The organism is Streptomyces sp. RLA131, assembly GCF_056270125.1.
The window spans coordinates 8065746-8078957 of record NZ_JBWDOQ010000002.1 but is presented as its reverse complement, the minus strand read 5'-3'; the positions used below and the strand labels follow the sequence as shown (position 1 = coordinate 8078957).

Sequence of the window (13212 nt, the reverse complement as noted above, 5' to 3'; positions counted from 1 at the left end):
CCCGAACTCCTGCGCATGGAAGGCGTACGCAAGGTCTTCCCCGGCGTGGTGGCACTGGACGGAGTCGACTTCGATCTGCGCGGCGGCGAAGTGCACGTCCTGCTGGGTGAGAACGGAGCCGGCAAGAGCACGCTGATCAAGATGCTCTCCGGCGCGCACCGCCCCGACGACGGCCGGATCCTCGTCGACGGCCGCGAAGTACGCATCAACGGCGCGCAGGAGGCGGAGCGCCTGGGCATCGCCACGATCTACCAGGAGTTCAACCTCGTGCCCGCCCTGAGCGTCGCCGAGAACATCTTCCTGGGCCGCCAGCCGCGCCGTTTCGGCCTGCTGGACCGCAAGAAGATGGAGGCGGACGCGCTCGCGCTGCTGGCACGGGTCGGCGTGGACGTCGACCCGCGTACTCCGGTCGGTGAACTGGGCATCGCGCGGCTGCAGATGGTCGAGATCGCCAAGGCGCTGAGTCTTCAGGCCCGCGTCCTGATCATGGACGAGCCGACCGCGGTGCTGACCAGCGACGAGATCGACAAGCTCTTCCGCATCGTGCGCAAGCTGCGGGCCGACGGCGTCGGCATCGTCTTCATCACGCACCACCTGGAGGAGATCGCCGCGCTCGGCGACCGGGTGACCGTTCTGCGCGACGGCCGCAGCGTGGACCAGGTTCCGGCCGACACCGACGAGGACGAACTGGTCCGGCTGATGGTGGGACGCAGCATCGAGCAGCAGTACCCGCGCGAGCGCGCACCGGCCGGCGCACCGCTGCTGCGCGTGGAGGGGCTCACCCGCAGCGGCGTCTTCCACGATGTCGCCTTCGAGGTGCGGGCGGGCGAGGTCGTCGGCCTGGCCGGGCTGGTGGGCGCCGGCCGCACCGAGGTGGTGCGCGCGGTCTTCGGCGCCGATCCCTACGACTCCGGGACGGTCGAGGTGGTGGGCAAGCGGCTGCCGCGGCACGACATCAACGCCGCCATGCGCGCCGGGATCGGGCTGGTCCCCGAGGACCGCAAGGGCCAGGGCCTGGTGCTGGACGCCAGCGTGCAGGAGAACCTGGGCCTGGTCACGCTCCGGCAGTCCACCCGCGCCGGTTTCGTCGACCGGGCGGGCCAGCGCAGGGCGGCGCAGACGATCGCCGGTCAGCTCAAGGTCAGGATGGCCGGCCTCCACCAGCATGTACGCACCCTGTCCGGCGGCAACCAGCAGAAGGTCGTCATCGGCAAGTGGCTGCTGGCCGACACCAAGGTGCTGATCCTCGACGAGCCGACCCGCGGTATCGACGTCGGCGCCAAGGTCGAGATCTACCAGCTCGTCAACGAACTCACGGCCTCCGGACACGCTGTCCTGATGATCTCCAGCGACCTCCCCGAGGTGCTGGGCATGAGCGATCGCGTCCTGGTGATGTCCCAAGGCCGGATCGCCGGCGAACTTCCCGCTCACGAAGCGACCCAGGACGCCGTCATGGCGCTGGCGGTCGGCACGAACGCACCCAAGGATGTGGAGGGCTCCCGTGGCCACTGACACGCTCAAAACCAGCAAGGGCACGGTCGGTGCCGCCACGGCGGCCCGCCGCGTACTGCTCAACAACGGCGCACTGAGCGCCCTGGTGGTCCTGCTCGTGGCACTGTCGGCGATGTCCGGCGACTTCCTGACCACCCAGAACCTCCTCAACGTCGGCGTCCAGGCGGCCGTGGTGGCGATCCTGGCCTTCGGGTCCACCTTCGTCATCGTCTCCGCCGGCATCGACCTGTCCGTCGGCTCAAGCGCCGCACTGTCGGCGACCGTCCTGGCCTGGACCGCCACCTCGGCAGGGCTGCCGGTGTGGCTGGCGGTCGTTCTCGCCGTCGGCACCGGCATCGCCGGCGGCCTGCTCAGCGGCCTGCTGATCTCGTTCGGCAAGCTGCCGCCGTTCATCGCCACCCTCGCGATGCTCTCCATCGCCCGCGGCCTGACCCTGGTCATCTCCCAGGGCAGCCCGATCGCCTTCCCCGACTCCGTCTCCCATCTGGGTGACACCCTCGGCGGCTGGCTCCCGGTACCGGTCCTGGTCATGATCGCCGCAGGACTCGTCACGGCCCTGATCCTGGGCCGCACCTACATCGGACGCTCCATGTACGCCATCGGCGGCAACGAGGAAGCGGCCCGCCTGTCCGGAATCCGCGTCAAGCGCCAGAAGATCATCATCTACGCGCTGTCCGGTCTGTTCGCGGCGGTCGCCGGCATCGTCCTGGCCTCCCGGCTGGCCTCCGCCCAGCCGCAGGCGGCCAACGGCTACGAACTGGACGCCATCGCCGCGGTCGTCATCGGCGGCGCCAGCCTCTCCGGCGGCGTCGGCAAGGCCTCCGGCACCCTCATCGGCGCCCTGATCCTCGCCGTCCTGCGCAATGGCCTGAACCTGCTGTCGGTCTCGGCCTTCTGGCAGCAGGTCGTGATCGGCGTCGTCATCGCCCTCGCGGTCCTGCTCGACACCCTGCGCCGCCGCGCCTGACTCCGGCGCCCGGCCCACTCGACTCTCCTCTCCCCCGCACCCTCCCGCACCCTCCCGCACGGCAAGGAACCCTCATGCGCACCAAGCTCGCCACCGCCACCGCCGTCACTGTCGCCGCCCTCGCGCTCACCGCCACGGCGTGCAACTCCGGCTCCTCCGGCTCGTCGTCGGACATCAAGGTGGGCCTGTCCGTCTCCACCCTCAACAACCCCTACTTCGTCCAGCTCAAGCAGGGCGCCCAGGCCGAGGCCAAGAAGGAGGGCGTGGACCTGACGGTCACCGACGCCCAGAACGACGCCTCCCAGCAGGCGAACCAGCTGCAGAACTTCACCAGCCAGAACGTGAAGTCGATCATCGTCAACCCGGTGGACTCCGACGCGGCCGGACCGTCGGTCAAGGCCGCCGCCAAGGCGGGCATCCCCGTCGTCGCCGCCGACCGTGGCGTCAACAACGCCGACCTGGCCACCACCGTCGCCTCCGACAACGTCGCCGGCGGAAAGCTCGCCGCCAAGGCGCTGGCCGACGAGCTGAACGGCAAGGGCACCGTGGTCGTCCTGCAGGGCACCGCCGGAACCTCCGCGGCACGCGAGCGCGGCCAGGGCTTCACCGAGGGCATCAAGGCATACCCGGGCATCAAGGTCGTGGCGCAGCAGAGCGCCGACTTCGACCGCGCCAAGGGTCTGGACGTCATGACGAACCTGCTGCAGGCGCACGCGGGCGTCACCGGTGTCTTCGCCGAGAACGACGAGATGGCCCTGGGCGCGGTCAAGGCGCTGGGCAGCAAGGCCGGCGCGTCGGTGAAGGTCGTCGGCTTCGACGGCACTCCGGACGGGCTGACCGCGGTCAAGGCCGGCACCCTCGCCGCGTCCGTGGCCCAGCAGCCCAAGGAACTGGGCAGGCTCGCCGTGCAGAACGCCGTCAAGGCCGCCAAGGGCGACAAGCTCAGCAGCACCGTCAAGGTGCCCGTCAAGGTCGTCACCGCCGACAACGTCGCCGACTTCTCCTGACGCACCGGACCGGACGCACCGGACCGGACGCACCGGTCCGGACGTTCCAGCAGCACGACACTGAAGGGAACCCGCAGATGCACGGCTACGACCTGCTGGTCGTGGGGTCGGCCAACGCCGACCTGGTGATCGGCGTCGACCGGCGCCCGGCGGCCGGGGAAACGGTCCTCGGCTCCGACCTGGCCACCCACCCCGGTGGCAAGGGCGCCAACCAGGCCGTCGCCGCCGCCCGTCTCGGCGCCCGTACGGCACTGCTGGCCAGGATCGGCGACGACGCGTACGGCCGGCTGCTGCACGACTCCCTGGCAGCGGCCGGCGTCGACACCCACGCCGTCCTGACCGGCGGTGCCCCCACGGGCATCGCGGTCATCACCGTCGATCCCTCGGGCGACAACAGCATCGTCGTCTCCCCCGGAGCCAACGCCAGGCTGAGCCCGGCGGACGTGGCCGCCGCCCAGGAGCTGCTGGAAAGCGCCCGCGTGGTCTCCCTGCAACTGGAGATCCCGCTGGAGACCGTCGCCGCCACGGCGGCGGCCGCCGCCCGGACCGGGGCGCGGGTCGTGTTGAATCCCTCACCACCCGCGCCCCTTCCGCCCCAGGTACTCGCCCTGTGCGACCCCCTGGTGGTCAACGAGCACGAGGCCCGCGTACTGCTCGGCGAGACCGGCCTCATCGACGGCACCCCCGAGGACTGGGCGGGCCGGCTGCTGGCGCTCGGCCCGCGTTCGGTCGTCATCACCCTCGGCGGCGCCGGCGCCCTGGCCGCCACCGCCGAGGGCAGTGTGTCCGTGCCGACCCCTTCCGTCGAGGCCGTCGACACCACCGGCGCCGGCGACGCGTTCACCGGCGCCCTGGCCTGGCGGCTGGGCGCCGGCGACGACCTGGTGACCGCCGTACGGTTCGCGGTCCGTGTCGGCGCCGCCGCCGTCACCAAACCCGGCGCCCAGCAGTCCTACCCCACGCTCCAGGAAGTGGCACAACCGTGAAGAAGACAGGCATCCTCAACCGCCATCTGGCCGGAGCTCTGGCCGCCCTCGGCCATACGGACCTCGTTGTGGTCTGCGACGCGGGCCTGCCCATTCCCCCCGGGCCCACCGTCGTGGACCTCGCCTTCGTCGCCGGCACTCCGTCCTTCGCCGACGTCCTCAACGGCCTCCTCCAGGAGCTGGTCATCGAGGGCGCCGTCGCGGCGTCGGAGGTACACGACACCAACCCGGAGGCGACAGCCCTGCTCAACGAGCACTTCCCCGACCTCGAACTCGTCCCCCACGAGGACTTCAAGGACCGCACACGCCAAGCCCGCCTCGTTGTGCGCACCGGCGAGGCACGTCCCTACGCGAACGTCATCCTCCGCTGCGGCGTGCCCTTCTAGCGTGCCGTCAGCGGTGGCCGCACACGATCGAGGGACGGTCCGGGGCAGGCGATGCTCACGGGTCATCAGCCCGCCGAACTCAGCTGAACTGCCCTGACCAGGGAAAACGTCAAAGTGCCGCCGAAGTGCTGAGCCGACGACCGTGCGCCACGTCGTCCCATCCGGTGCAGTTGGGCATCCCTCACAGAGGCCACCATGTCGTAGGATTGCCGCAAAGATCCTGACATGCCCTCACCGGAGGTCGGGTTGAGCCGTTGAGCCGCGTCAGGACGGCCGTCCTGATCAAGCCGCGCCAGGAGTTGCCGTGCACAGGCCGCGTGAATGGATCCGCCGGGACTTACGTCCGGACCCGGGCCCCACCACCGTGCGCCCGACGGATTCGCCCAGGCCTGTCCTGCCGGCACCTGGCCGCCACCGGAGCCGGCCGTGAGGTGGCCCGGCCGTCGCGAAGCTGAAAGCCGCCGTGCGGAGCGGTCGAACAGCCCTGGCGTCCAGGGACCGGCTCCGTCGCTGTGGGTGCGCTGGCTGCCGGCCATCTACGTCGCCGTGATCCTGGCGCTGGAACCCGTCACCCCCGTGCGGTGGCCGGTGAGCTTCCTGCTCATCGCCCTCCCCGTGGTCACCGCCTACGCCCACGGGCCCGCCACCGTCGCCGCCATCACGATTTTCGCCGTCGCGTTCGAAGGTGTCCTGGCCGGCACTCCGTGTTGCGCGGGCCGCTCCGTGGGTTATCTGTGGGAGCGCCACTACATGGCCACCTATATCTCCACCGCCTTGGTCGGCGTCCTCGGCACGATTCTGGCTGCCCACCGGATTCGCCGGGAACGGACCCTCGCCACCGTGCGCTCGGTGGCCGAGACCGCGCAGCGCGTGCTGCTGCGCCCGGTACCCCGCCGCCTCGGCCAGGTCTGCGTGGAGACCCTCTATCTGTCCGCCGCCGCGGAGGCCCGCATCGGTGGCGACCTGTACGAGGCGGTGCCCACCGCGTACGGAGTCCGCCTGCTCATCGGCGACGTCCGTGGCAAAGGCCTGGCCGCGGTGGAGACGGCGGCGACGATGCTCGGCGCCTTCCGTGAGGCCGCCCACGACCAGCCCGATCTGGCCTCGGTGGCGCGCCGGGTGGAGAGGAGCATGAGCCGCAGAGCCGCGCAGCTTCCAGGCAGTGAGGTGGCCGAACGCTTCGTCACCGCGGTGTTCGCCGAGATTCCCGACCACGAGCCCGTGGTCCGCATCGTCAACTGCGGCCATCCGCCGCCCCTGCTCCTCGGCCACGACAGCGTCAGGGAACTGGACTCGACCGATCCCTCACCGCCCCTCAACCTCGGCGTTCTGGTCGGGGACGACTACCACGTGGACGTGAAGCCCTTCCGCCCCGGCGACCAACTGCTGCTGTACACCGACGGCGTGACCGAGACACGGGACCGTACCGGAGCCTTCTACCCACTCGCCGAACGCGTCCGGTCATGGGGCCCCCTCACTCCCCGGGAACTCCTCGACCATCTCCATCAGGACCTGCTCGCCTACAGCGACGGGTGCCTCGACGACGACACCGCCGCCCTCGCCGCGTACCGCATCCGCGGCGGGACCGACGGCGTCGTCGCCGAGGCGCCGTGAGGTGAGAGGGAGAAGGGTGTGGATGAAGAGGGTCAGGTAGTGGCCAGCAGGAGGTTTTCCCCGCTCGACGGGCGAAGGCCGTCGGTCCGATCGGCGAAGTAGCGCTCGGCCAGCGAGGTTCCCGACACATGGCGGGCCTCCTCGAAGCCGGCTTCACGGGCCAGTGCAAGCATCTCCTGCGGGGTGTAGAAGCTGATGAACGGTGTTCCGGCGGCCCGCGCACCCTCCTCGGACGCCTGGACTCCGGGCCGATCGGCGTCGTCGAGAAGGCCGGTCGGCAGCAGGAACGTCATGGCGAGTGCCGAGCCGGGGGCAAGCCCGGCGATCTGGCGCAGGGTGGCCACGGTGGCGTCTTTCGTGATGTATATGGTGACGCCGGTGGAGACGACGACCGCCGGCCGGCCGGGGTCGAAGCCGGCGGCGGTCAGCTGCTCCAGCCAGGACTCGCTCGCCTCGAAGTCGACCGGCACCAGCCGTAGCCAGTCGGGGATGCCGTGGCCGAGTTCGATCAGGCGTCGCCGCTTCCAGGCCTGGGGACCGGGCTGGTCGACCTCGAAGACCCTTAGGCGGGAGGCGATCCGCGGCCGCCGCTGGGCAAAGGTGTCCAGGCCGGCCCCCAGGACGACGTACTGCGTGACCCCGTGGCCGGCGTGCTCGGCGACCAGGTCCTCGATGAAACGGGCACGGGCCACGATGGCGGCCCGGAACCCCCTGGTGGCGTGCGGGTCCATGTCCGGGCGGTCCCTCCAGCCCTCGTCCGGGCCCGCCAGCCGCAGGCCGATCTCGTCGGTGAGGACATGCGGCGGTGGGTCGACCTGGACGTGCATCGCCCGCCACAGGGCGACCCGCACCGCGGTGTTGTCCGGCGCCCCGGATTGCTCATCCGCCATGATGCTCTCTCTCCGTGCCGTCAGTGCCGTCAGTTCGGTCAGTGCGGTCAGTTAGGTCAGCTCCTGGCGGGGGCCTGGAGGCTCCAGAGACGCCCGTCGGGGTCGCGGACGGTCATCTCCCTCGTCCCGTAATGGGTGTCCTCGAAGGGCGTGACCACCTCCACGGCGGGATCGGGGCGGAACGTATCCTCGTCGCTCACCTTCAGCACCATCCGCACCTGGGGCTCCCGGTCCTCGGGGACCTCGGCGATGAACACATGGGCGCCGTCGCCGTTGCGGAACCGGCCGGAGTTGTGGTCGGTCGAGAAGTCCAGCTCGAAACCCAGCGCCTGGAAGAACTTCGCGGCCTTGCCCCAGTTGTGGGTCTCCAGGAACACGGCCTCAATACCTTCGGTGGTCATGTCAGTTCCCCTTCTCGGATGATCGCTGTCGCTGCCCCTCGGCGTCGTCGAGGTAGGCGCGCAGCGCCTCGGCGACCAACGCCGACAGGGACAGGCCCGACTCGATGGCATGGTGCTTGACCCGCTTGATGAGCCCGATCGGCAGATACACGTTGAGAGCTCTTGGGTTCGCAAATTCTGAAGGGTCATGGGGCGCGAACCGAAGTATGGGGGCCGTGCAGTGAGCTCGCGAGAATACTTGGGTTCATGCCTCGCCCGTCGAGCGATTCCGAGCTCCTGCTCGGCAGACCGTTCGTGCTGCGAGCCAGACGGTCTCGAACTCTTCGAGGGTGAGGTCGTGCGGCTCGTGGCCGTCCCATTCATGGACGGGCACCTCAGCAGTGGCGCCGAACGTCTTCTCGTAGTCCGCCAGTGTTCCGCCTGCCTGGGCGCCTTGCCATTCGGTCAGGGAAGCTGCGGCGATCGGCGTCTTGAAGGGTCCCTGCAGTTCAACCTGGCGGGTGACCCAGCCGTCGGCGTCGACTTCGAAGTAGAACCAGGTGTCTTCCTCGGTCCAGTAGCTGCGGAACCAGTGCCTCATGCCGTCATTGTCCGTCACGCCGCCGTGCGATCACAGGTCCTGGGTCCATACGCCGACGGGGTGCTCGTCGGGGTGCAGGTCGAGCCTGGGCTGGTGGCTCAGGAGGCTTTCCCCGCCAGCCTGCCAGGGGAAGGCTCCGTCGCGGTTGGGCCAGACGACCTGGAGGACCGGGAACGGCGGCTTGCGGTAGTAGCTGATCGCGGTCCCGAAGAAGGCCTTGTACCAGCGGTAGTCGACGGCTCGGAGTACGACGGGGACGCTGGCGACATCGTGCCGTTCCTGGCCGGCTTCGAGGGGCTGTCCTTCAACATCTTGCTGGGCGAGGTCGTTGAGGATCGTCTGCATCAGACGGACGTCCAGGCCGAACATCGCAACCTCTGGCATCCGCCGGCTATGCCAGAGGCCGATGGTGTAGGCCCAGCCCGGCCCGTTGTCATCGGCAGGAATCATCGTGACCTGCCAGCCGTGCTGCTGAATGACGTCGACGGTCGACTGGGTGCGTGGGTCCAGTTCGTTGATGTCCTGGCAGATGACGCAGTGGCAGGGGGTGAGACCGGTGGGCATGGCGGTGAGCGTACGGGAGCGGTTCGGCCTCAAGCTCGGCGGGATCGGTCAACCGGAGGGGTCGGTGTCGGTGAAGCCGGGGTGGTCGACGACTTCGGTGTAGCGGAGGCTGGCGTTGATGGACAGGCCGAACATGTTGTGCAGGCGTTTGGCATCTCCGTGGCTTGCCAGGGCTTCGGCGAGGATGCGGCCTTCGCGGATCGAGCGGCAGCTCACGCCGGGGCCGAGGAGGAGTTTGATCCAGCGGATGCCGACGTTGCGGGTCTCCATGGCGCTGCGGCGGTTGATGAACAGGTGCGGGTTAGCCGTGTTGGGCCAGGTATAGGCGCGGTGGTCGAGGTAGGCGGCGATGCGCTTGCGGACCGGCGGGGCCAGGGGGATCTTGCGGTCGTCGATGTGCAGCCAGCCTGCGCTGATGTCGATGAGCTGGAGATTGCGCACCTGGCCGGTCGCCAGGCCGTGGAAGGCGACGAGGGCCGTGACCGCGGCACGTGCGGGGTCGGATTCGTCGAGGAGTGCTCGGATCGCGGCGGTTTCGACGGGCAGGGGCTCGCGGGACGGGTGCTGCCCCAGGCGCATTCGGTGAGTGGGGTCGGCGAATACGACGTGATCCTGCTTGAGCAGGCGGAACAGCGAGCGCAGGCCTTGGCCTGTCCGTGCGGGGTGGTCGCTGGCAGCCAGCGCTGCCCTGACGTGTTCCCGGGTGATCTCGCGCAGGGAGCTGTGGCCGTCGGCGGCCCAGGCGAGGAGGACGGGGCGGGCCCAGGAGTAGTGCAGACGGATCGTGGTGGCTTTGCGCGGTTTGCGCCTCGGTGGCCGGGGACGGCCGTTGACCATGACGTCGTACCAGATGCGCACTTCGTCAGCCATCTGGCACGGCAGCCCGGTCAGCCGTTGTTCGAGCCACTGGTCCAGGACGTTTTCGCGGTCGTCGATGAGCAGGTCGGCGTCATCCAAGACAGCAGCGACGTGTTTGGTGGTCAGGTCGATCTCGGTGAGGAACTCCAGGCTGCTGAGTGGAATGCGGGCGCCGGGATTGTCCTGCATGCCCAGGACGATTCGCAGGCCGGCACGGCAGCGCATCCGGACCGGTTGGCTCCAGCCGAGGCGGGCAGCCCGCTGGTCAGCGAGGCTCCACAGTCTGCGCAGGAGGGTGGGGTCGGCGGGCCAGGGGTAGTCCCGCTGCCGAAGCCGGGAGTGATCGCGTTGGGCGGGGAAGAAGGCGAGCTGTTCACTGCGGGCCGGGACCGGGGTGCTAATGGCTGGTGCGTGTCGCGGCCGTGGGATGTCCAGGAGGGCCTTGAGGTCGTTCCTGATGTTCGGCGGGATGTCCGAGGGGGCGGTGCGGGCGCGTTGTTCGGCCCGGCGGGCCCTTCGCGAGGATCCCTTCTGGTGGGTGAGTCCGGTGAGGAACAGCTGTTGGCCCCCTCGGTTGGCCTCGGCCGGGTCGAACCGTTCCAGTACAGAGATCATGTTGCGAGCGTGGGCGAAGCACAGTCGGCAGATGCCCAGTTGTGTGTGCAGGTGGGCCGGTGTTCTGCAGGTTTGGCAGACGTCTTTCTCGGCATGGGCCGCACGCCAGCCGTGGCAGGCCTGACAAACCCATTTGGTCTTTCGGGTGGTGCCCCAGGCCAGGCAGTCCGGGCAGGCCTCCACGGCGGGCTGCCCGTACAGGTGGCAGCGGCGACACTTTCCGGTGTTGTAGTAGTCGAAGGATCCGCAGACCAGACATGGGGGCGGGGTGACCGGGCCGCCGGGCCAGCAGCCGAAGCAGTAGCCCGTGCTCGTGATGGCTTCGGGCCGGTCGCCGCAGACGGTACACAGACTGCAAATGGGCCGGGTCACAGCGGCGGCGCCGATCGCGGACGGCCAGGACTGGGCAGGATCTCGTGGGCCCGGGACGGTGCCGGGTCGTTTCCGGTGGCTCGCATGGGTGACTGCTCGCGTTGTGCGGCTGGCAGCCCGGTCGGCACGAGCAGGTCGCAGGGCGTGCAGCCCAGCACTGTGCACAGGACTTCGAGGTCGTCGAGCCGGATCGTGGTCGGGGTGCGCGACCACAGCATCGACATCTTCCCGGCGCTGATCTCCAGTCCGGCCTCGGCCAGCCGGCGCCGCATCTGGGTCGCCTGCCAGATCCCGGCCTCGGCCGCCTTCATCCGCAAGTTCCACTGCATCTTTGACTCCTTCGGCTCAGCCCAGCAGCCGCAGCGCGGTGCGGTCGTTGGCGTGGAGCCATTCATTCTCGATGTGCTGCGTCGGCACGTGGATGTAGTGCGTCGTCGTCGACAGCCAGTTGTGGCCGAGCAGGTCCTGGATCGCCTTGAGGTCCACGCCACGCCCGTAGAGTTCGGAGGCGCAGTAGTGCCGCAGGCCATGCGGGGTCAGCCGCCCCTTCCAGTCGGGCAGCCAGGAAGCCCCCGCCGTGGCCAGACCCGAACGCAGCGGGTCGGTGCCGATGCGCGTGCAGCCTCCCGTCATCTCATCGCGCCGTTCGCTTGGCAGCAGCGGGGCATCGGGGTTGCGCCAGTCGTCGTCGAACTGGTGGCGCACGTCCGTCAGCCACCACTCCATCAGCGTGTCGATGCCGTCGATCGCCGGAATCAGCCTGGTCTTCGGGCCGCGGCCGCGGCTCCCCTTGCCGTAGCGGATGTGCAGCTTGCCCCAGCGCCCAAGGTCCGGACGCCAATCGCGCATGTCGAGCATCGCCGTCTCACGAATCCTCAGTCCGCCACGTCGCCACAACGACGCCGCCAGGTAGTCGCGGGCAGCCGGCAGATACTTCCGCGTGCTCGGCAGGTGCGCGGCCCACTGGCCGAACAGTTCCTCCACCTCCGCGCGGGCGGGCGGCACCCGCACGCTCGGGTGGTTGGCCTTCGCCGGCCGGTTGAACTCGTCGATCGGCTGCACCGTCACGCATCCGGTCAGCGCATGGATGTCGCCCTGGTAGCGGCTGATCACGAAGTCGTAGAAACGCGCGATGGCGCCTGCGTAGCCCTGGACTGTCGAGGGTTTGCGGCCTTGATCCCGGCGCAAGCGCACCAGGTACCGGTCAGCGTCCTCGGCCCCCACGGCCCACAGGCGCCGATCACTGGACCGCACGAACTCCACCGCTGCACGGCAGTTGAACTCAACCGTACTGTCCCCCGCTCCGGCTGCTGCGAGGGCCAGGGCGTACTGATCGACGATTTCCTGTTCGAAGTCTTCTTCATCAACCGCCGAGCTCAAGACCCGCGGCGAGGCCAGGTTCCGCACAGCCGCCAACGTCATGACTGCTCCAGTTCACCGGGAGTGCCGATGCTTCAGGAATATCGGAAGAGCACCACGATTCGTGAAGATGCTTCAAGAACTTCACTCCATCGAGGCAGGCCCCTGGCCAGGACCGGAACACGACCTGCAACAGCGGGCGCTTCCGAACCGACGACTTTTCCGACAAACTGCTTGACGTCCTCGTCTCCCACAGCCCGAATGCTGGCAAACTAGAAAGCTAACAGCGAAGGACTTTCGGCGCCCCCCCGGCTCAGGCGGCGCCGAGCTCAGGCTGCGCCGAGTTCAGCCCGCGCGACCAGCCGAGGGCGACGACGCGGGGTACGTCACGCGGGATCCCCGGCCGCCGCCCGCGAGCGTTGTTGACGTTGGCCGGACGGGCTGCTGGACCGTGCTGCACACGTCGTCACAGCGGCCCACTGACATAATCCCCGCCATGGACGCGCGTACAGGGACGGACGAGCTACCGGCGGGCCAGGTGGTGCCCGGCGCCACCTCGGACCGGCTCATGGAGTGGGCCGTGCGCCCCGCCGAGCCGGCGGATGTCGAGGCGATCGCGGAGCTGCGGGCCATGGTGATGCGCCCGGATCTGGAGCGTTTGGGTCGGTTCGACGAGTACCGGGTCCGGCAACGGCTGCGGGATGCCTTCTCCCCGCAGCACACATCGGTCATCTCGGCCGACGGCGCCTTCGCGGGCTGCGTCGCATTGCGGCCGGCCGGGGACGGGCGGTGGCTGGAGCACTTCTATCTCGCGCCACGCGCCCAGGGCCGGGGGCTCGGTTCGGCTGTGCTGCGAACACTGCTGGACCGGACCGATGCCGACGACGTACCCGTCCGCCTGCACGTCCTGCAGGGCAGCGCCGCCCGGCGGCTGTACGAGCGCCACGGATTCACTGTGGAGAGTCAGGACCCGATCGACCTCCACATGGTGCGACCACCGGGTGCCGGCGCCCACTGAACGGTCCGCCGCCCGCGACCTCCCTGGACGGCCGACTCGCAAAGCGGCAACGCACTGGACGCGCTGTCACCTCACCGGACGGT

Annotated in this window: 13 protein-coding genes and 1 pseudogene; 6 read left to right on the top strand and 8 right to left on the bottom strand. The window is 69.4% G+C overall.

What is annotated here, in order from left to right:
- Positions 1 to 15 precede the first annotated feature (15 nt).
- From RWE79_RS37470 to RWE79_RS37450, 5 genes and pseudogenes are all read left to right on the top strand, one after another.
- A complete protein-coding gene (locus RWE79_RS37470) occupies positions 16 to 1512 on the top strand; it encodes a sugar ABC transporter ATP-binding protein (RefSeq protein WP_475946353.1) in 1497 nt (498 codons plus the stop codon).
- A pseudogene (locus RWE79_RS37465) lies at positions 1502 to 3486 on the top strand (ABC transporter permease/substrate-binding protein). Before RWE79_RS37470 ends, RWE79_RS37465 begins: the two are co-directional and overlap by 11 nt.
- A gap of 77 nt (positions 3487 to 3563) precedes the next feature.
- A complete protein-coding gene (gene rbsK, locus RWE79_RS37460; RefSeq protein WP_475944986.1) occupies positions 3564 to 4472 on the top strand; it encodes a ribokinase in 909 nt (302 codons plus the stop codon).
- Positions 4469 to 4858, top strand: a complete 390-nt coding sequence (rbsD, locus tag RWE79_RS37455) for a D-ribose pyranase (RefSeq protein WP_475944984.1) — start codon at positions 4469 to 4471, stop codon at positions 4856 to 4858. The genes rbsK and rbsD overlap by 4 nt, the downstream gene beginning before the upstream one ends.
- Positions 4859 to 5374: 516 nt before the next feature.
- Positions 5375 to 6472 (top strand): PP2C family protein-serine/threonine phosphatase, encoded by a 1098-nt coding sequence (locus RWE79_RS37450; RefSeq protein ID WP_475944982.1) that lies wholly within the window; start codon positions 5375 to 5377, stop codon positions 6470 to 6472.
- A 32-nt stretch (positions 6473 to 6504) separates the two neighbouring features.
- Here the strand turns inward: RWE79_RS37450 and RWE79_RS37445 are convergent, their stop codons facing one another.
- From RWE79_RS37445 to RWE79_RS37410, 8 genes are all read right to left on the bottom strand, one after another.
- On the bottom strand, positions 6505 to 7362 hold the full coding sequence (locus tag RWE79_RS37445; RefSeq protein ID WP_475944980.1) for a class I SAM-dependent methyltransferase: 858 nt from the start codon (positions 7360 to 7362) through the stop codon (positions 6505 to 6507).
- 56 nt (positions 7363 to 7418) lie between these two features.
- On the bottom strand, positions 7419 to 7763 hold the full coding sequence (locus tag RWE79_RS37440; RefSeq protein ID WP_475944978.1) for a VOC family protein: 345 nt from the start codon (positions 7761 to 7763) through the stop codon (positions 7419 to 7421).
- A 1-nt stretch (position 7764) separates the two neighbouring features.
- Positions 7765 to 7914, bottom strand: coding sequence for a CopG family transcriptional regulator (locus RWE79_RS37435; protein ID WP_475944976.1), 150 nt, complete (start codon positions 7912 to 7914; stop codon positions 7765 to 7767).
- Positions 7915 to 8007: 93 nt separating this feature from the next.
- Complete coding sequence (locus RWE79_RS37430) at positions 8008 to 8343, bottom strand: hypothetical protein (RefSeq protein ID WP_475944974.1); 336 nt, start codon at positions 8341 to 8343, stop codon at positions 8008 to 8010.
- Positions 8344 to 8373: 30 nt separating this feature from the next.
- Positions 8374 to 8907 (bottom strand): DUF4262 domain-containing protein, encoded by a 534-nt coding sequence (locus RWE79_RS37425; RefSeq protein ID WP_475944972.1) that lies wholly within the window; start codon positions 8905 to 8907, stop codon positions 8374 to 8376.
- Between the two features lie 48 nt (positions 8908 to 8955).
- On the bottom strand, positions 8956 to 10380 hold the full coding sequence (locus RWE79_RS37420; RefSeq protein ID WP_475944970.1) for a hypothetical protein: 1425 nt from the start codon (positions 10378 to 10380) through the stop codon (positions 8956 to 8958).
- Positions 10381 to 10748: 368 nt separating this feature from the next.
- The gene (locus RWE79_RS37415) at positions 10749 to 11081 is read right to left on the bottom strand and encodes a helix-turn-helix domain-containing protein (protein ID WP_475944968.1); all 333 of its coding nucleotides are present in this window, start codon (positions 11079 to 11081) and stop codon (positions 10749 to 10751) included.
- A gap of 16 nt (positions 11082 to 11097) precedes the next feature.
- Positions 11098 to 12174 (bottom strand): tyrosine-type recombinase/integrase, encoded by a 1077-nt coding sequence (locus RWE79_RS37410; RefSeq protein ID WP_475944966.1) that lies wholly within the window; start codon positions 12172 to 12174, stop codon positions 11098 to 11100.
- A gap of 505 nt (positions 12175 to 12679) precedes the next feature.
- On the opposite strand from RWE79_RS37410, the gene RWE79_RS37405 reads away from it, so the two are divergent.
- Positions 12680 to 13129: a GNAT family N-acetyltransferase gene (locus tag RWE79_RS37405; protein ID WP_475946351.1), complete on the top strand. Its 450-nt coding sequence runs from the start codon at positions 12680 to 12682 to the stop codon at positions 13127 to 13129.
- The last annotated feature ends 83 nt before the right edge of the window (positions 13130 to 13212 follow it).